The sequence below is a fragment of the Streptomyces sp. NPDC001157 genome (genome assembly GCF_053598255.1).
Map to the genome: position 1 here is coordinate 322,832 of NZ_JBSFJW010000003.1, position 16,553 is coordinate 339,384.

The window sequence follows — 16,553 nt, forward strand, 5'->3', positions numbered from 1 at the left end:
CTCACAGGAAGCGGACCTGCGCACCGCGCGGGTGCCAGGTCAGCTGCGACAGGTCGATGCCGCCCGGGACCTTCGACGCGCGCACCGCGCCGTGCCACAGCAGCGCGGCCGGCACTCGGGTCTGCCCCGGCGCGAACGGGGCCTCGGCGATCACGAAGCCGCGCAGGATCTGGCGGCCGCAGGTGGCCTCCGGGTCGTAGGGGCCGTACAGCTTCGACTCGGCGACCTTGCCGACCGGCACACCGGAGAAGACCCGGCCGTACGGCTCGCAGCCGTCCCCGCACTGGTAGTGGACGCCCTCGGTGAACAGGTTCAGGTCGAGGGTGATGGTGTCGGTCGAGTCGGTGCCGTGCAGGGAGGCCAGCCACTCGCGGTTGGCGGTCGTGTACTCGGACTTCGAAACGGGCTGGATGCTCATGTTGCGTGTCTCCATGGACGATGCGGTCAGCTACCCGCACACCGCCCATGGGGGCGGTGCCGTCCACGAAGTCGAGGGGGCGTGGTCCCCAAGGTCTGTGCTCGGGTCTGTCTATCGGGCGGCGGAGTCGCTGAACTCCGATATCAGGCCCCGGCGCTTGGCCATCTCCAGCCCCGCAGAACCTGGCCTTGACACAGGTGCCGTACGGCTCGGGCCTCGGCCGGCCGGTGCCCCCGCGGGCGCCGCGGGTACAGGAGTGCGTACCTCACCAAACAGCTCCGGACGGCGCGCACGCAAGGCTTCGGCCGCCGACTGGATCTGCGTCTCGTCCGCGTCCTCGTCGTCGACCGCAAGCAGACGCTCCGCATCCACCAAGTCCTCACCCTCCGCGCCGAGCGCCACCAGGGCACCGCGGCGCAAGGCCGCACGCTCCCGCTCAGCAGCCAGCTCCTCCCGGCGGGCCGCTTGCAACTCCCGCTCCGCAGCAGCCTGTTCCCGGCGCTCTACCTCCGACAGCGCAGCCTGCTCGGCCTCTCGCTGCGAGGTCACGAATTCCGTCAGCGCCTTGGGGGAGTCGAACCCGAGCGCCGACAACAGCCGCTTGACCGCCGCCCGTTCACCCTGCGCCTTCTCCCGGGTGAGCATCTTGCCCAACCGGTCCTGGGTGACCGTGACCTGCTGCTCCTGGCCGGACTCGGCCGTGTCATCAAGCTGATCGTTCGTCTCGTCTTCCGTAGAGGCGCCGAGAATTGGGTAGATCGGCCGCCCGTCACGGCGAAAGCCGACAAGACGGCGAGGCGGCAGGGGCCGGACCATGCATCTCCTCCAGAGCGCGCCCCCGCGCTGTCGATCAGTGTAGCCATCAGCGCAGACAGCCCCACGAATCACACCGGACATCTGCCCCTACACGCATACTCTCTTTAGGGCGAATGTCTACCGAGAGTACTTGCCGCATCGCATCCAGTCGTGTATTGCAACCCGGCTGCTCATCAAGTCATACTGCACGGACGCCGGTTGACCGATCGCCGGGTACGACGGGGGCAACTCATGTATCGAGAATTGCGAATATCCACGCCGCAGATTTGAGCCTTGATCATCTGCGGCTCCCTAGACGCCTGCCCTCAAGCAGGACCGTCGGCACGCCAAGTGGTTCTCTACTTGTGGCCCTGGGAGCACGTTGGCGCTGGCAACAGCGCGCGTTCTTACCTGAATTCTCGCCGTGAGAACCTTCCCCAGGTCGCCCTGGAGCTAGGGCACGGCGACGCCACGAGAGGCCGCCGCCGTGCAGCACATCCTGGAGCTGGTCAGTCCCAAGTACATTCTGGGGGCACTCCGCATCGTCCCGTTGATCATCGTTGTGGTCCTCCTGGCACCCTCCTGGCTGTCCTGGGCCTTCCTGCCCGAGAGTCGCCAGAAAAGGGTCATTGACCTCATCAAGCAGTTGGTCGAATGGACGAAGGCAACGCAGCAGGAAAGGTCCCCTCTGTGAACCTCCTGCCGCCTTCTCCGTCCGACCCTCGCGCCCGAGGCGCACAGCCACTCCTGTTCGGCCATCGCCATTGCCGCGTCAGCCCACCCAGCCGATCTCGCGTACCTCGATGGCTCCGGCATGCGGCATGTACTGGATCCAGCAGCGCGACCCGAAGGCCTCGCGGATCTCCTCGATGCTGCCGGGGTCCCGTACGTCCGGCCATGCCCGAGGGGCCGCGCGCACCAGATCAACGAGATCCAGGACCTCGCGCCGCGCCTCATCCGTCGGCAGCTCCGCCATGACCTCCACCGCGAGCTCCTCGAACACCGTTCCATGCCTGTGCATAACGCCCCCTTGTGATCCACAGAGGCAGCAAGGTACTGAAGGTCATGGGACTGTGCTCTGGGCTGTGGATAACTTCCGGCGCCCGGATGCCGCACGGCGCGACGACTCATAGGTTGGTCGTGCTCAGGGTTGTCACCGTGGGGCAAGGTACCGACTGGTCTCGACCGACCAGTCCAGGTTCCCTCGCAGCCAGTGACGCAGACCGCGCAGATTCGGCTCCAGCTCGGTGCAGTCTGGCCATGTGCGCAGGGCGGCTTCGCCAGCGAAGAAGACGTCCATTTGCGCATCGAGGAGTCGACGTACCGTGGCCACGGCCTCGGGCCAGGAATACCCGTGGTTGTGTACCAGCAGCATCACATGGTTGAAGACCTCGCCTCGGGCATGCTCCCTGGGAAGGCTGGCCAGGTCGTTGGAGTAGACGACGACTTGGCTCGCCGCATCCACCGTGATGCGGTAGGTCGTCCAGGCGTAAATGGGCTCAGGCAGATACGTGTCGGTGGCGAATTCGATGAGGTCGAACGAGGGGATGATGGCTCTGGATGCTCCATGCACCAGGGGGTAGTCCGCCGGTGCGGGCACCCGGGACTGTGTGCGGTAGCGAGCCTCCCAAAGGCAGCCATACAGATACTCCCGCACATGCGCCAGGAAACGCTCGGTCCATGGTGCAGGGGGCTCGAAGGCACAGATGCGGGCCTGCAGTTCGCCCCACGCCAATGCGAGGGACCCCGAGGGGGGCCGGCCGTCGATGACAGCTACGATCGCGTCCACGATGGCCTTCACATGTGCGGGGTTGCTGCCGATGCGACCCTCGTCGAATTGATCGTCGAACCGGTCGTCGAGGACGTTGAACAGCCAGGTGTACCAGTCGGCGAGGATGTCGCCGCGGTCCGCCGGGGCCTCCGGATGGGTCCGTGCGGCGAACCGTTCCGTTCTGGTCGCCGTGAAATGCTCGACGGCTGCGGTGGATTGGACCAGTCGCATCCGGCGCAGCCAGTCGGCAGTGTGCCGCCCGGCATCGTGCACCCACGCCGGCATGGGGTGGGACGCGATGGGGAACTCCCGGTGGAGTGCCTGCACGGCCGGTCCTTGCGAGGTCAGGTCGGCGGGTCCCGCCGGGCCGTGCTTGAACTCGGCGGGCATGGTGTCAGCGACCGGGAGGATGCGGGCGTCCATGCTACGGCTCCTTTGCGAGCTATGAGTTCGGGCGCCGTTTCGCGTACGGCGTCGAAGAGGGGTGCTCCGGGGAGGGTCCTGGCGACGTGGCCTCGGGCGAAGTTCCGCCAGTTGCTGTTGCCGCGGGAGATGTCGACGGCTGCTCCGTTTGCCGGTGCCTTGACCACGCAGCTCATTACTGCGAACTGCAGCACACGGGGCGAGCCGGTAAGGGAGGCGGACCTCGTCGAAAGCAGCCTCTTGTCTGGGGAGACCAGCCCGTTCCGGTGATCCCCCTCTTGGTTGCGTCATCAAACAAGGAGTCGGAGGACGACGGCGCATGCACGCGACATTGAGCGCGCTGGTGGTACGTGCCATGCGCCCTGCCCCGCTAGTGCTACTGGGCCCTGGCCTCAGCGGTTGCAGGGTCACGGCGTCAGGTGTCGTCCTGGCTGGTGATGTCAGGGAACGCAGGCATGCCGGGGGCCCCAGCCAGCCAAAAAGACGGCCGCGGAGACCACAGCGAAGTAGACGACCGGGCGGCATCCGCGCAGCACCTAGTCCAGCATCCCCAGGGCCATATCAGGCTGACACTGCGGGCATGCCTTGACCCCGTCGGCGAGCGCGCCCCGGGCTTGCTCCCGGCTTATGGCCTGGCTGCGCTTGCCCGCGCTCCAGCAGTCCCCGACATGCACGCACGAGGGCGGGGACTGCCGGTTGAGCCCCATGTCGAGCAGCCACTCCGGTGCCGGCGGGCGAGCTTGGATACCGCGCTGCCGCTCGGCTTCACGGCGCTCCTCGTCGGCGATCCACCGGCGGGTGCGCGCCAGGTCCCGTTCCTGCACCCGCTCCAGGAAGCGGAGCAGCACAAGTCTCGAAGGGACCGAATCGTTCACGCATTCGATTCTAGGTTGTAGGTTGCCTACTGCACACGTGACCTTCAGCAGTGACGGCTGCGGTGCTGATGGGCGCGCCTGAACCGCTGGGCAGGAGCTGTGCTGGGGAGGTCAGGGATACCAGCTGTCCTGAAAGTCGGGATGCAGTTCGAAGGGCAGCGCGAGGGCTTTCATGCCCTGGAAGGCGAGGATCGACTCCAGCGGCCAGCACGGGCCAGCCTCATGCTCGCGCCGGATGCGTTGCTCGCAGCCGGTCAGGATGCGCCGGTGGGTGGAGATACGTGTGCGGATCTGGGTGGGGCAGGGGCAGGAACACCTGCAGTCCTGCCGGGTTTGCTGAGGGACGGGGCAGGTGAATTCGTGGAAGAGCACACTGCCGTCTTCCTCCTCGTCCCAGCGGGCGCGGAGGAAGACGGCCAGGTCGGTGATGATGCCCATGGCTTCGACCTGTCGTGTGTCGGGCGCACATGCGCCGGTCAGCGGGTAAGGCGGTAGCCGGTGACAAGCTCGGCCTGGATACGGACGATCTGATCCATGTCCCGCCCGATCCAGGGAATGAGGAGCGTGCGGTAGCGGGCCACCTCCAGCGGTGCGGTGACCGGGGTGGCCCGGCCGGTGACCATGACGCTCCAGCCGGTCCGGGTGTCCGGATCGAGATGGTCGGCCTCATAGACCATGATCTCGTCGACGGACGCATTGTGCAGCAGCGCCGATCCGGTGTGGGTGCAGATGACGAGGGTGTCGCCGTCGATGAGATGGTTGACCGGGCGGATCACCGGCAGCGCCTGGCGGGTGAAGCCGACGCGCCCCACGGGCACACCGGCCAGCAGCGCCAGGGACTCTTTGCGGCCCAGTTCGATCATCCGGCCGGTGGAGAAGCCGACAGGTTCGCTCTTCATGGCCGCTCCCGAGCCGCGGACAGATGGTGCCGAAATCTTGAGGATGGCCCTCGTGCGCTGGTAGGGGCTAGGGCCCTTTGGGCCCTCGTGGTGCCCCTTCGGCCCGCGTCATGCGACCGGCCGACCGCTCGCCGAGGGGCTTGCACCGGGGCAGGCCGGAAAGGTGTCTCCGTTTTCTTGGGCGGCCGTGCTGGTGGTCGGCGAGGAGCAGGTCGCCATCGAGGCTGAGCTGGGCGAGCTGATGCCGGCCGAAGGCCCGCCATGGGGCGGCCTCCTGCGGGGGGGCACCGGAGCAGCTCGCCGCCGCGATGCGCCAGGGCGGGGATGCCCGGCTGCGTTGGCCCGACGGGCAGGAACGCAGGGTGCGTCCTGCGGGACTGCCGCGGCAGGACAGCCAGGGGCGTCTGGTGGTGCCCTTTCTAGGCGAGGGGACGAGACCGACTGGGTGATGTCGTGGGACCCATGGCTGCGCACCGACCATGACAAAGGAGTGCCCGCGGCGCGCGTCGTCCTGGTCGACGAGGCCGAACGCTGGCCGTCTGGCTCGACCAGACGTAGCCGTCAGCCCTCCGGCACTGCGTGCCGCACCGCCTTCTTCACCGCCTGCTCCAGCTCGTAGCGCGACATGCCCACACCCTCGCGCCCCGCGTACTCCGTAACCGCGGCCTGGAACGCCGCAGCCGCGTCACGCCACGCCTTCCACTGCACGTCGTACGCCGCACCGTCTAGACCACCGAGCTTCGTGTGCGCATCTTCGGCGGAACGTTCCAGCTTGATCAATTCGTCGGGGATGTCTGCCACGGAAGCGAATCCTAAGCGCCCCGACCACCCGCCTACGCCGCGGCGGCCCGCACCCCGTCGGCCTCTTGGTCGTCTCCGCCGCCTGGAGCCTGCTCGCCCTTACGCGCGACGGCCTCTGCCACCCTGGCCGCGGCCTCCCGCTCGGCGACCACCCGGATCCGGGCCACCTCCTGGGAGGCGTCCTCGATCGGATAGCCCGCGTCCAGCAGCATCTGCACCGCCGTCTCCAGCGAGATCACGCCCGCCCCGTACGCCGTGACGACCTCGTCCAGCACCGCAGCCCGGTCCGTCGGCGTGTGCGGCGCCCACGCCAACCGCGCCGAAAACGACTCCCCGGCCGCCCAACCCTCGGCACGGCCGGCCTGGTACAGCCGCTGCACCATCTTCAACAGCAGGCGGTACTTGTGCTCCCTGGCCAGCCGCATCATCGCCACCAGCGCATCCAGCGGCGCCAGCGCCAGCTGGAACGCATAGCCCGACGGCACCTCCGTGGCATCCAACGTGCCCAAACCCGCAGCCGTGATCCGCGAGTTCGCCGCGATCCGGTCCAACAGGTGCTCCACCCGCGCCCGAAGCTCCGCCAGCTGCGGCGACGTGTCCAGCGCGTCCATGCGCCCCGACTCGCCCAGCTGCCACACCGCGCCGGCCTCCACCTTCAGTTTCTCTGGCCTGCCCGTCGCCCGGTCCACCGGAAGCCGCGCCCCCGCCAACCCGATGATCGGCGTCCCCGTCGTCGCCGACGCCGCCGAGCTGTCCGAGTCCGTCGCGGCCAGCTCATCGAGCGCCTGCAGCACACGGGCCAGCGCCGACCTGCCCCAGTGCTCCCCACCGGCCGGGATCGTGTTCGTGATGTGCACGACCGGCACGAAGTCGATCATCAAGTCCAGCCGGTTCAGCTCCGTACCATCCGCTCGCACCCGGAACGCGGCCTTGTGCATCGGCAGCCGGTCCAGCGTCTCCCCGCGCTTCAGGTCCTCCAGCAGCCACTCGGCATCCGTCAGATAGCACGTCACGTTCGACGCACGCCCCGGCTCCCAGGGATACTCCCGTGTGACGCTCCCGTCCTCGGAGACCGGACCCAGCTCGTACGTCACCCGCCGTATCCGTGCCTTCAGTCCGGCGTCCTGGTCCTCGGGCAGCTCCCACGCCAGATGCACCCGGCTGGGAAGGTCGTCGTCCTGGTCGTCGTCCCACTGCGGGAAAAAGAACCCCGGATCGTCGACCCGCAGCGTCGGCCGCTGCTTCCCGGGCTCCCACGCCAGCAGGTACACACTGTCGCCCAGCAGCACAGCATTGCGCTCCGCCTGCTGGATACGCAGCGTCAGCAGCTCCTTCTCAGCCCACTTCCGCAGCCGCTCCTGTACGGCCGCCGCCTCGACGGCGCCGGGCTCCGGCGACTCCTCGTCGGCGTGCTCGGCACCGGCCACGGCGATCTGCTGGTCGGATCCGAGGAGGTAGCCGAGCGCCGTGTCGACCAGGTTCGCCGCGTCACCCAGCTCGCGCCGCTCCAACGCCGCCTCGTCACCCGCGGCCGCCGCCAGCTGCCCGGCCTGGTTGTTGTCGTACGACGCCAGCACCTTGTACGCCGCCAGCCTGCGCAGCTCATGCGGCGGCAGCCACGAGGCCGCCAGCTCCGGGAACGCACGGCTCGCCGGGCGGCCGGCGTCTGCCATCACCGGCTTGTAGTTCAGCCACGACCAGGCATCAATGACGAATTGGCGCAGGCCCACAAGTCCCTCCAGGACGTCGGCCCCGCGCCAAATCGTTACCCTATCGGCCGTTCATACCCCTGCCGTCCGATCCCGGATGCCCGACAATCCCGGCATGCCCTCCTGGATCAGCACCATCCTTCTCGCTGCCCTGACCACGCTCTTCATCGGCTTATTCATCAATCCGCGCATTGAGGCACGAAAGCCGCGAATTGAAGCCAAGAACAATCACAAACGCCTCGCGCACGAGGCCCACGCTGAGTTCGCAAAACGAGTCCTGACCATCCTCTCGGCGTGCGGGCGTCTTCAGGGAACAGCGGTACCACCATCCCTTGCAGAAACACGCCCCGTCCTCGCAGAAAGGCTGGAAGCCGAACGTCAACGATGGATTGACCAACTCGACGAAGCCACCCGATACCTGGTCGACAACACGGAACTGCTTGACCTCACCTACCGCTATGACCGTACGCGCAGAATGGCCGGCGTGTTCGTCGCCCGAGCGCGAGCCGTGGTGATCTCAGAGCGCACCATCGAAGCGAAGGCCGAGCGACTCATCGCTCTCACAACACCCGTTCATACCCACTTCTTCGCCTCACGCTGGAACCTCGCCAGTATCGGCAGGAGCTTTGGCGAGTTCGAGGAAGCACTAGCCGCCGTCCATGAAGACCTCCCCGACGAGCCCGCAGTAGATCCGCGACCGGCGCCCACGACTCCACAGCCGACCAGCTGACCCGCTATCGACGTCCGCTCAGTCGCTGATCATCCCCACCCCGCGGTGGCGGCATCGTCGGATCGAGGAACAAGTCCCACAACGCCCACACCGCGCTGTCGAGCAGGTCCGGCGAGTCCTCCGTCTCGCCCTGTCCGACGAACGTCGTCATCTGCTCCTCAAGCTCCGCGAACACCCGCGCCGAACCCACGTGATGCACCCGCGCCTGCTCATACAGCTGCGCAGCCGGGGCCGCCCGAGCCCGCTTCCCGCGCGTGGCGTGAACGATTCGCCAGTTCACCGTCGGGTCGACCTGCTCCAGCAGCGCGGGCAGGTAGTCGCCGCCGTTGTTCGCCTCGATGACGACACAGTCCGCACGGTGCTCGTGATACAGCTTCGCGGCCCGCTTCATCGCCTGGGTCGGTGTGTGCCGGTCCTGCTCGCAGTGCAGCAGATACCCGCGGGGCCGCTCGTCGCCGAACATCGACTCCACGGGATAGCCGCGTCCGGCCACGGTGAAGGCTGTCATGTCCGCGTTCTCGTGCGACTTGGTGGCAGGGTCGACGGCCACGACCAGGCGCTGAAGGTCCGGCAGGTGCTCCGGGCGGGGCCGGAAGCCCTCGACCTCCAGCATCCACCCCTTCCACAGCGCGCCCTCGACGTCCTCAAGGAGTTCGCCGGACAGCTCCTGCCGCCCCAGTCGGGTGCCGGCGTACTCCTCCTCCAACTCCTCGCGAGCCGCCGCCGACAGGTTCGCGTCGTTCTCACGCATGTGGCCACGCGTCAGGACCACACGCGGGGGTGCCCCACCCTCCCGGTGGGCCTGCTCCTGGGTGCGACCGCGCTCGACGAGCCGCTTCACGTGCGGGAGCGGCTTGGGCGTGGTGGAGATGACGACCTGCGGCGTGTCCGCCTCGCGCAGGCAGAACCACAGCATGTCGTAGACCTCTTGTGCGGTATGCCGCGACCAGGCCGCGTACTCGTCGCACCAGGCCTTGTCGAACGCCCACCCACGCAGGTTGTCCGGCGTCTCCGCACCGAACCCCCGGATCAGCGTGCCGTTCTTCAACTTGAGCACGGTGTCACCGAGCGACGAGTTGTACTTCGCCACCTCCTCCGGCGGGAACACCGACAACAGCCCCGACTTCGGAGACTCGAAGCAAATGTCCCGCACCAGCGTGGCGTTCTTCGCGACCACGGCGATCTGCAGCCCCGGTGTCTGCGCCCACTCCCGTACCGCTTCCGCCGCCGTACGCGACTTGCCCCAGCCGCGGCCGGTGAGGAGCATCCACACCGTCCACAGCCACAGCGGCCGCCGCTGCGCCGCCCGCGCATGATGGTGGAGCCAGCCTGCGTGGGGCAGCCCGTCACAGTCCGGGACCTCGCATGCCCACCGCCGCGCCGACAGTTCATCGGCCCGGATCAACTCCCGTATCTCCGCCTTGAGCTGCTCATCGCTCATCACCGACGGATCCGCAAAGTCCTCGACCATCCGGCGCTTGGCCCGCCCCCGGGTCACTGGTCACCCTCCGACAACCGGCGCTCCAGCTCACGGCGCAGCTGATCCATCCGCGCCCGGCGATCCTCATCCGACAAGGCGGCGACGTCAGCGCCCTGATCCCGGTCCTCGACCGCCCCGACGGCAGGTGCCTCGCCCACGGCCCGGCGTTCGATCTCCGCCGCAACCTGGATGTACCGCAGCAACTCCGACGGCGACAGCTCCCGCGGGTCCAGCGTCTGCAACCGCGCGACCGCCTTGCTCTGCACCGCCTGCGCCAACTTCGCATGCCTACGCGCGATGTCACGCCGCGCCTGCGCCTGCTCCGCCAGGAACAGCCGATCTTGCTTCCGGTCGTACGCCGTCGCCCGCACCACCCACGCAAACTGCCGCGACCACCGGCCCACCAGCGTCCGGGATTTATCCAACTCCCGTGCCACCCTGGTGACACTGCGCACCGGCCCGAGATCGCGGTACAGGGCAAACGCCTCGAACGCCTGCGCAGACTCGCGGTCCTGGCGCTCCCAGGAGTCGACGACGCCCCGGTCTCCCACCGGTTTTCCTTCCTTCTCCCCTGCGCCAACTGATCTAGGACCACGCCCAGAGCACAAGACTAGACAGCCGCATGACCGTAACCAGGACCGCAGCAACGTAAGTGCCATCGCCAAACACTGTTCTTCGCCAATCGTCAGCGGTACGCCGGGCGAGGCGGGACAGCCCGACGCGCCGCCACGCGCGCTGCCAGCGTTCGCGATCTTTCATTGCATTCGGAACCGTTCGCTCCTCGCCCAAGAGTGATCAAAATGGGGTGCGGCCGGTGCGCAGGGAGTGTTTGCATGAAGTCAACGCGGCTGATTGGCACGGGAGTTGATCCCCGTGCCTTCTTCCCGCTTGAGACCAACACCGGGGGTATAACTTGAAACTGAGGACGCTGTTTACCACGGGGGCCGTGGCCGTAGGGGTACTGGCTACGGTCGGCACTCCGTCGGCCGTGGCGGATCAGGCTGGCAGCGCGCAACTGCGCGTCACGGTCGGCCCGCCTCGGGCGCAGGCAAGTGCGACGGCCGGTGCATCCGCTGCCGCGACCTGCACCATCAACAGGATCACGATCAACCGGTTCAGCGAGTGCGAGTGGGTGGCCGTCCACGTCGACGTGGTCAAGGTCGTCGACGGGGAACCGGTCATCGAGGGCACAGCCGACTTCAACGTCAAGCACCAGATGACCTTGAAGGCCAACTCCGCCAACTGGAGCGAGAAGTTCACCATCTCCAAGGCGAGCACCACCGGCCAGGGCAAGGGCGTCGCCGTCAACGTCGCCGCGCTCTCCGGCGGTGGAACGAAGGCGACCGTCCACTTCACGCAGGGCCACACCCTCGACAGCGCGGCAAGCGGGAGCGTGGACTACAAGACCGGCGCCATCGCCCGCAAGAAGATCAACCCCAAGGCGAAGACCACCTACACCTACACCTTCACCAAGGCCGGATACAGCCCCGGCACCGTCTCCTACGCCTCGGCCGTCTACCGGTGCGACAACTACTACGGCACCACCGGCTGCGCCATGACCGAAGCGCCCACCGGGATCAACCTGTCCACCCTGCCGCGCATCTCCGAGGGCATCCGCAAGCTGCGCTCGCACGGCGGCCACTACGGCGACCCGGGCAACGGCGGCAAGCCCCTGCACTGGATGATCAACGCCACCCAGCAGAGAAAGAACCGCCAGGCGGTGTGCTCGGGCACCGCGCCCGCGGACATGCGACGGGCCGGGCGCACCTCGTGCGACGAATACCCCTTCGCCTCCACCTACGAAGGCGGCACCCATCTGCCGGCCGCCCAGCGCACCATCACCTGGGTCAAGAAGAGCGAGAACGACAGCCAGGGCGCCTTCATCACCAACTGGCGGCGCCAGTTCCACGTCATGGACCACGACCCGTTCTACGTGATCGCCTGAATCCGGCACACTGAGCTCGACCAGGGTGGCCCCGTCCGCATTTGCGGACGGGCCACCCTGCCCGGTAGAAGGAGTCCCCCATGCTGGTCCGCGAAACCGCGTTCATCCTCGAGGTGGGCGAAAGCGGCTACCTCGTCGGCTTCACCGAGCACGACGACTACCCGGCCCAGATGCCCTACGGCTGGCGCTGCGGCCCGGCCACACCGGCCAGCGCCGTCGTGCTGACCACCACCGACACCGGCCCCGTCCGGCTGACCATCCAGGTCCACGACGGCCCGCCCACTCCGGAAACCGGCGCCGGATGGGAGCCGGCCGAGGAACTCAGCCTGCGCACCGAGACACCCGGCCTGTACCTGTCGACCCTTGAGCCGGGCGACGTCCTGGACGCCTGGCCGGAGCAGGAACCACCCCTCTACCTGCCGGACGGCGAGGGCTGTGTGCGGATGCGCCTGTACTGCCACACGGACGATCCCGAACCAGGTATCGGTGATCACGGCGAGCGCCACCTCATCCAGCTGTGGCCCGCCCCCGAAGCCCCGCCCCTCCACCTGGAAATCACCGAAGCCGATCGGCAGCAGCGCGCCGATTACGCCGCAGACAAGGCACTACCAGTCGAGGACTACACCGCCACCTACCCTCAGACCTACACCCACCCCGGCGAAGTGGACTGACGGCGCATGGCTCCAGGTGGGCAGCAATGTCGCCGTCGAGGCCGGGCGATGAGCCTGCCGGAGGATCACCGAGGAGACGCCGCTGCGTTGCAAGGCCAAGCGGGCCTCGCGACCCCAACGTCAGTGCCTCCGCCGCCGCACGTGCTGATGACTCCGAAGAGAGCCCGACACTGGTCGTGTTACGAGCTCGATGGGAGAAGCCGCCCGTACGTCGTCCCTAGCAGCTGGTTGGACGAGTCGACCGTATACGCGGCAACCTTGGGGGCCGCGCTGGACAAAAAGCCCCGCCCGCCATTGTCCAAGATCGTCCTACCAGCTTTCCCCGCCGCGACCCAGTCGATCTCGACGGCGAAAGCACAGAAGCAGGTGGTGTTCTCCAGAGTCAGCTTGAACACCTCGGGATCGCTCGACGAGATCTTGTAGGGGAAACTCACCGGTGGATGCGCAGCTGCCTTCGCGATGATCAGCGGATCGCTCTTGTCCAGATCGGCCCAGAATGGTCTGACGTCCACTCCCGCTCCGCACCCTCCGTCCGCGACGGCGATGCCGGTGGTGGGAGGTGCCTTCCGCTGGAGGTCCAACACGCGCATCCCCACCAGCAGTACGGCCTCTTTGGACGACGTCTGGCTGGTGATGTCAACGGCTACCGGCCCCAGACGCCTCTGCCCTCTGTGCTGCCCCCTCTGGTAGTCGTCTGCCGTCTCCGCGTAGTAATTGACGCTGGAGGCACATTCCTCCTGTGCCTGGAGGTGCACGTCCGACGGGAGCTTCGCATTGCCCGGATTCACCACGCGCGGAACCGGAATCTCATTCGGCGTCCCACCGAAGAACCCCAGCGCGTACCCCGTGTACGCACCTCCCGCGGCCAGGACCAGCGCCAGTGCCGCGAACACTGCCGTCGTCCGCCGCCGCCACCACTTGCGCGGCTGAGGCGTGGCTGGGGGCGCGCTGAAGTAGTTGATGGTCTGGAAGCCAGCCGTCTGGAAGGGGCCTTGGAAGGTGTTGTCTCTGAAGGCAAAGTCGTCCTGCGGGCCGTACTGTCTGTTGTCGTCGGTCATGATGCGGCGCCGCGGTGGATGTGCTGGATGCCCTTCGCCTGAACTGGCCCGTGGAAGGTGTTGTGGTGCACCACGATGTGGTCTCCGCCAGACTGGAGCCCCGGGACCGGGGCAACGGATTGCAGGTGGTCCATGGCTTGCTCGAAGTCGGTGGCGAAGCCGGTATCGGTCTCGCCGGCTTCCTCCAGTGCGAGCAGGACCCGCTGTTGGGTGCGGTCACTGAGCGATTCGCGCCCGCTCGCCGCCTCCTCCGCCAGCCGCTGCAGCGCGGGGTCGTTGCCGAGCTTCCGGCTGACCACGTCGTGCAAGCGATCCATCCCGCGTCCAGCGCCCGGTCTACTTCCCCGTCCGCCCGCCCAGCCACGCGCTGAGCCTTCCGGACAGCCCACGCGAACAGGTACCCGATCGCGATCTCAATGCCCGTCACCGCACCCCCCATGACCAGTGCTGACTCCACATCAGACCGTACCGCCAACTGGGCAGCAAATCAGGCTAATCGGCCCGAAGAGTACGCTTAGTGCTGGGGCCAAGAATCACGTGGCTCGCCAACACGGCGGTGCTACGCACGGTCAATTCCCCTATCAGAATCAGACATTCGATACCCCTAGCTGTGACGATTCATACGGGACCACTTCTCGGGCCAGACGACGTACTCCGCGCCGCCAAACTGGTGTTCGACCGCATGGCTTCTTCCCGCTGGCGGACAGGCAGCGATCATGGTCATCGTCCACGGCGCGAGCCCGCTCAAATCGTCAGCCGTACGACGCTGCTCCGGGAGCCCCGAGGCCGAAGGGTTGGACACGCACCGTCGCATCCAGACGACCATCATCGACGACCTGCAGCAAGGAGGTGTCCGCGCTAGGGATGTGTTCGTCGTTGCTCGTTCCACCTGACACACCGCTCGTACAGGGTGGGAACCGCGTTGTAGATCAGCCGCGGCTCCTCGCTCCACTCCGGCTCCGTCGAGCGCGGGAAGTAGTGCTCGTAGTAGCTGACCGCTGGGCCCAGTACTGGCCAGACGCTGATCAGGCCGGCGCCGATGAGGCCGAAGACGAACTCCTCGTCGATGAGGTCCTTGGAGAGCAGGATCGAAAGTTGGTTGTAAAACCGCAGGAGCCGTCGCAGATCCGCATCCTGGCTGTCATCGATCATGTTGGTCCAAGGCGAGCCGTCCGCCAGATTCTCGTGGTACTCCTGTGCGTCCCTCGGGCACTGGGGCGAGTGAGCGAGCGCCTCTGCCGTACCGCGTGCCCTGCGAATCGCTGGGTCGACGTATGCGAGGTACATCGACCACGACAGGTCGGCCTGACGCGCCTGTCGGGACGAATGCGTGTCCCTTCTGATCTGGATCATCGCGACGATTACGCCGACGACGCCGAGGACGATGGCGGCAGTCTGCAGGTAGTCGAAGCTGGAGGCCCCCTGGCCTTCGGCGAGTATGAGAGAAGGCATGGCGCGAGACTGCCCATGGACGGCACCGTTGAAGACACCGCCCCCCGCTTACCGATACGAAAGGCCTTGTTCCAGACTGACGCCCCATAGGCGGCAGGCCGGATGAGGTGCCCGCGTGCCGAGGCGGGAGAACAGGTGGGCCGGTTCCAGCCCGACGGCGTTGCCACCGTCCTTGGAATGGCGAGTGGGGCGGGACAAGCGGATCGGTCGCTGCTGTCCCGCCCCAGTCGGCCAGACCACTACTTGTCGGCCGGGGTGATCTCCCAGGTTCTGTTGTCGCCGTGCTGCTGAGTCCAGAACAGCCGCCAGCCGTCGCGGGACAGCTTCGGCACCTTGACGCCGAGGATGCCGTCCATGCCGACGCCCCAGACCGTGCCGCCGACGCGCCCGACATCGCCGCGCCCGTCACGGCAAGCCCGGCACTGCATGCGCAGCGTGCACGGCTGCGGGTACCCGGGAGGCGGTCGGCCCGCCGCTCTCCCCCGTAGCGGCGGGCCAGCCCTTTGTTCAGCGGGCTTGGGTGACCGCGATGGGGATGTCCGGGCAGGCGCTGAGGATGCCGGTGAGCGCGGTGCGTTCGACGGGGTCGATCGCCAGGCGCCAGCGGGTTTTGACGGCTACCCAGTCGGTGGCGTAGGTGCAGCGGTAGCCGGCCGCGGGCGGTTGCCAGGTGGCCGGGTCCTGATCCGCCTTTGAGCGGTTGGACGCGGCGGAGACCGCGATCAGTGCGCGGGCGTCCCCAAGGTCGTTGGCGTAAGCCTCGCGCTCCTTGGCCGTCCAGGTGGAGGCGCCGGAGTCCCAGGCCTCGGCGAGCGGGACGAGGTGGTCGATGTCGAGGGCGCGGGCGACGGTGAAGTAAGTGTCGTCGTACGGCGAATACCACTCACCTCCGCTCAGGGTGCAGTTGGGGCCCTGCTCCGGAGCGACGACGGCCTCGGATTTCAGTACTTCCTGACGGGTGTTGCAGCCGTCGCGATCGGCGTCGGTCCAGTGCCGGAACTTGGTGCGTTGATAGCCGGTGCGGTCCTCGTTGTGGACCGGCATGGCAGCGAGGGCGTCGCGGACGGGCATGACGACGGTCTCGCCGGGGTCAGCGGCGCGTGCGGTGGTGGGGGTGAGCAGGACGGCAAGCGCGGACAGCGCGGCGGCCGCGGTACGGACTGCGGTGGTGCGCACGAGGCTCCCTTTCGAAGACCGGGAAGGGTCGTGATCTTCGTAGCGAGCCTGGTCTCCGGCGCGCCCGGGATGTGCCGTCGGCTCACCCCCACGGGCGGTAAGTCACACTGCTCGCTGCCGTCGTGACCCGGTCCGGCCGGGCGCACATTGTGGGCGGCCGTTGGTGCTGCCTGGCGTCGCAGCGTGCCGTCGAGTGCGGGGCGAAGGACTATCTGAGGAAGCAGTCCGGTCACGATGAGGTGCTGCGACAGTGGCCGGAGCTAATCGAACCTGAAGTGGGGTGACTGCCACTCCGGGGAGTCCGTCAGCTTGCGCTTGCTGACGGACCCCTCATGCACGATCGAGGTGAG

General features: G+C 67.5%; 20 protein-coding genes. 4 read left to right on the forward strand and 16 right to left on the reverse strand.

Translation table 11 applies throughout. The features are described from left to right. Position 1: 1 nt before the first annotated feature. Positions 2-418: a head decoration protein gene (locus ACWDAG_RS07625; protein ID WP_450694669.1), complete on the reverse strand. Its 417-nt coding sequence runs from the start codon at positions 416-418 to the stop codon at positions 2-4. A gap of 111 nt (positions 419-529) precedes the next feature. Beyond that, entirely contained in the window at positions 530-1,234 is a 705-nt protein-coding gene (locus ACWDAG_RS07630; RefSeq protein WP_450694670.1) for a hypothetical protein, read from the reverse strand. A 466-nt stretch (positions 1,235-1,700) separates the two neighbouring features. Here ACWDAG_RS07630 and ACWDAG_RS07635 point away from each other — a divergent pair, with 466 nt between their 5' ends. Beyond that, complete coding sequence (locus tag ACWDAG_RS07635) at positions 1,701-1,907, forward strand: hypothetical protein (RefSeq protein WP_450694671.1); 207 nt, start codon at positions 1,701-1,703, stop codon at positions 1,905-1,907. Between the two features lie 78 nt (positions 1,908-1,985). On the opposite strand, the gene ACWDAG_RS07640 is transcribed toward ACWDAG_RS07635, so the two are convergent. The 7 genes from ACWDAG_RS07640 to ACWDAG_RS07670 all read right to left on the reverse strand — a co-directional run bounded on the left by ACWDAG_RS07640 (position 1,986) and on the right by ACWDAG_RS07670 (position 7,712). Beyond that, positions 1,986-2,234 (reverse strand): hypothetical protein, encoded by a 249-nt coding sequence (locus ACWDAG_RS07640; protein WP_450694672.1) that lies wholly within the window; start codon positions 2,232-2,234, stop codon positions 1,986-1,988. Positions 2,235-2,366: 132 nt separating this feature from the next. Beyond that, positions 2,367-3,407 carry a terpene synthase family protein gene (locus ACWDAG_RS07645; protein ID WP_450694673.1) on the reverse strand — a complete coding sequence of 347 codons (1,041 nt, stop codon included), beginning with the start codon at positions 3,405-3,407 and terminating at the stop codon, positions 2,367-2,369. Positions 3,408-3,943: 536 nt separating this feature from the next. Next, a complete protein-coding gene (locus tag ACWDAG_RS07650; RefSeq protein WP_450694674.1) occupies positions 3,944-4,282 on the reverse strand; it encodes a DUF6233 domain-containing protein in 339 nt (112 codons plus the stop codon). A gap of 111 nt (positions 4,283-4,393) precedes the next feature. Continuing rightward, on the reverse strand, positions 4,394-4,720 hold the full coding sequence (locus ACWDAG_RS07655) for a DUF6221 family protein (protein WP_450694675.1): 327 nt from the start codon (positions 4,718-4,720) through the stop codon (positions 4,394-4,396). A 38-nt stretch (positions 4,721-4,758) separates the two neighbouring features. Then, positions 4,759-5,181 carry a pyridoxamine 5'-phosphate oxidase family protein gene (locus ACWDAG_RS07660; protein WP_450694676.1) on the reverse strand — a complete coding sequence of 141 codons (423 nt, stop codon included), beginning with the start codon at positions 5,179-5,181 and terminating at the stop codon, positions 4,759-4,761. Positions 5,182-5,742: 561 nt separating this feature from the next. Beyond that, complete coding sequence (locus tag ACWDAG_RS07665; RefSeq protein WP_450694677.1) at positions 5,743-5,982, reverse strand: hypothetical protein; 240 nt, start codon at positions 5,980-5,982, stop codon at positions 5,743-5,745. Between the two features lie 32 nt (positions 5,983-6,014). After that, positions 6,015-7,712, reverse strand: coding sequence for a hypothetical protein (locus tag ACWDAG_RS07670; protein WP_450694678.1), 1,698 nt, complete (start codon positions 7,710-7,712; stop codon positions 6,015-6,017). 94 nt (positions 7,713-7,806) lie between these two features. On the opposite strand from ACWDAG_RS07670, the gene ACWDAG_RS07675 reads away from it, so the two are divergent. Beyond that, positions 7,807-8,421 (forward strand): hypothetical protein, encoded by a 615-nt coding sequence (locus tag ACWDAG_RS07675; RefSeq protein WP_450694679.1) that lies wholly within the window; start codon positions 7,807-7,809, stop codon positions 8,419-8,421. Between the two features lie 4 nt (positions 8,422-8,425). Here the strand turns inward: ACWDAG_RS07675 and ACWDAG_RS07680 are convergent, their stop codons facing one another. Together ACWDAG_RS07680 and ACWDAG_RS07685 are read right to left on the reverse strand one after the other, a co-directional pair. Beyond that, positions 8,426-9,862 carry a terminase large subunit domain-containing protein gene (locus ACWDAG_RS07680; protein WP_450694680.1) on the reverse strand — a complete coding sequence of 479 codons (1,437 nt, stop codon included), beginning with the start codon at positions 9,860-9,862 and terminating at the stop codon, positions 8,426-8,428. Positions 9,863-9,915: 53 nt separating this feature from the next. After that, on the reverse strand, positions 9,916-10,452 hold the full coding sequence (locus ACWDAG_RS07685; RefSeq protein WP_450694681.1) for a hypothetical protein: 537 nt from the start codon (positions 10,450-10,452) through the stop codon (positions 9,916-9,918). Between the two features lie 437 nt (positions 10,453-10,889). Here ACWDAG_RS07685 and ACWDAG_RS07690 point away from each other — a divergent pair, with 437 nt between their 5' ends. Both ACWDAG_RS07690 and ACWDAG_RS07695 read left to right on the forward strand, forming a co-directional pair. Continuing rightward, a complete protein-coding gene (locus ACWDAG_RS07690; protein ID WP_450694682.1) occupies positions 10,890-11,846 on the forward strand; it encodes a NucA/NucB deoxyribonuclease domain-containing protein in 957 nt (318 codons plus the stop codon). Positions 11,847-11,926: 80 nt separating this feature from the next. After that, positions 11,927-12,517 carry a hypothetical protein gene (locus tag ACWDAG_RS07695; protein WP_450694683.1) on the forward strand — a complete coding sequence of 197 codons (591 nt, stop codon included), beginning with the start codon at positions 11,927-11,929 and terminating at the stop codon, positions 12,515-12,517. Between the two features lie 179 nt (positions 12,518-12,696). On the opposite strand, the gene ACWDAG_RS07700 is transcribed toward ACWDAG_RS07695, so the two are convergent. From ACWDAG_RS07700 to ACWDAG_RS07720, 5 genes are all read right to left on the reverse strand, one after another. Then, positions 12,697-13,575, reverse strand: coding sequence for a hypothetical protein (locus ACWDAG_RS07700; RefSeq protein WP_450694684.1), 879 nt, complete (start codon positions 13,573-13,575; stop codon positions 12,697-12,699). Further along, on the reverse strand, positions 13,572-13,883 hold the full coding sequence (locus ACWDAG_RS07705) for a hypothetical protein (protein ID WP_450694685.1): 312 nt from the start codon (positions 13,881-13,883) through the stop codon (positions 13,572-13,574). Before ACWDAG_RS07705 ends, ACWDAG_RS07700 begins: the two co-directional genes overlap by 4 nt. A gap of 550 nt (positions 13,884-14,433) precedes the next feature. Beyond that, positions 14,434-15,027 (reverse strand): DUF4760 domain-containing protein, encoded by a 594-nt coding sequence (locus ACWDAG_RS07710; protein ID WP_450694686.1) that lies wholly within the window; start codon positions 15,025-15,027, stop codon positions 14,434-14,436. Between the two features lie 239 nt (positions 15,028-15,266). After that, complete coding sequence (locus ACWDAG_RS07715) at positions 15,267-15,455, reverse strand: hypothetical protein (RefSeq protein ID WP_450694687.1); 189 nt, start codon at positions 15,453-15,455, stop codon at positions 15,267-15,269. Positions 15,456-15,534: 79 nt separating this feature from the next. Next, a complete protein-coding gene (locus ACWDAG_RS07720; RefSeq protein WP_450694688.1) occupies positions 15,535-16,203 on the reverse strand; it encodes an HNH endonuclease family protein in 669 nt (222 codons plus the stop codon). Positions 16,204-16,553: the final 350 nt, after the last annotated feature.

Coding starts and splice junctions, on each gene's coding strand:
- ACWDAG_RS07625 (WP_450694669.1), bottom strand. CDS start 418: ATGAGCATCCAGCCCGTTTCGAAGTCCGAGTACACGACCGCCAACCGC.
- ACWDAG_RS07630 (WP_450694670.1), bottom strand. CDS start 1,234: ATGGTCCGGCCCCTGCCGCCTCGCCGTCTTGTCGGCTTTCGCCGTGAC.
- ACWDAG_RS07640 (WP_450694672.1), bottom strand. CDS start 2,234: ATGCACAGGCATGGAACGGTGTTCGAGGAGCTCGCGGTGGAGGTCATG.
- ACWDAG_RS07645 (WP_450694673.1), bottom strand. CDS start 3,407: ATGGACGCCCGCATCCTCCCGGTCGCTGACACCATGCCCGCCGAGTTC.
- ACWDAG_RS07655 (WP_450694675.1), bottom strand. CDS start 4,720: ATGGGCATCATCACCGACCTGGCCGTCTTCCTCCGCGCCCGCTGGGAC.
- ACWDAG_RS07660 (WP_450694676.1), bottom strand. CDS start 5,181: ATGAAGAGCGAACCTGTCGGCTTCTCCACCGGCCGGATGATCGAACTG.
- ACWDAG_RS07675 (WP_450694679.1), top strand. CDS start 7,807: ATGCCCTCCTGGATCAGCACCATCCTTCTCGCTGCCCTGACCACGCTC.
- ACWDAG_RS07680 (WP_450694680.1), bottom strand. CDS start 9,862: ATGAGCGATGAGCAGCTCAAGGCGGAGATACGGGAGTTGATCCGGGCC.
- ACWDAG_RS07695 (WP_450694683.1), top strand. CDS start 11,927: ATGCTGGTCCGCGAAACCGCGTTCATCCTCGAGGTGGGCGAAAGCGGC.
- ACWDAG_RS07700 (WP_450694684.1), bottom strand. CDS start 13,575: ATGACCGACGACAACAGACAGTACGGCCCGCAGGACGACTTTGCCTTC.
- ACWDAG_RS07710 (WP_450694686.1), bottom strand. CDS start 15,027: ATGCCTTCTCTCATACTCGCCGAAGGCCAGGGGGCCTCCAGCTTCGAC.
- ACWDAG_RS07715 (WP_450694687.1), bottom strand. CDS start 15,455: ATGCAGTGCCGGGCTTGCCGTGACGGGCGCGGCGATGTCGGGCGCGTC.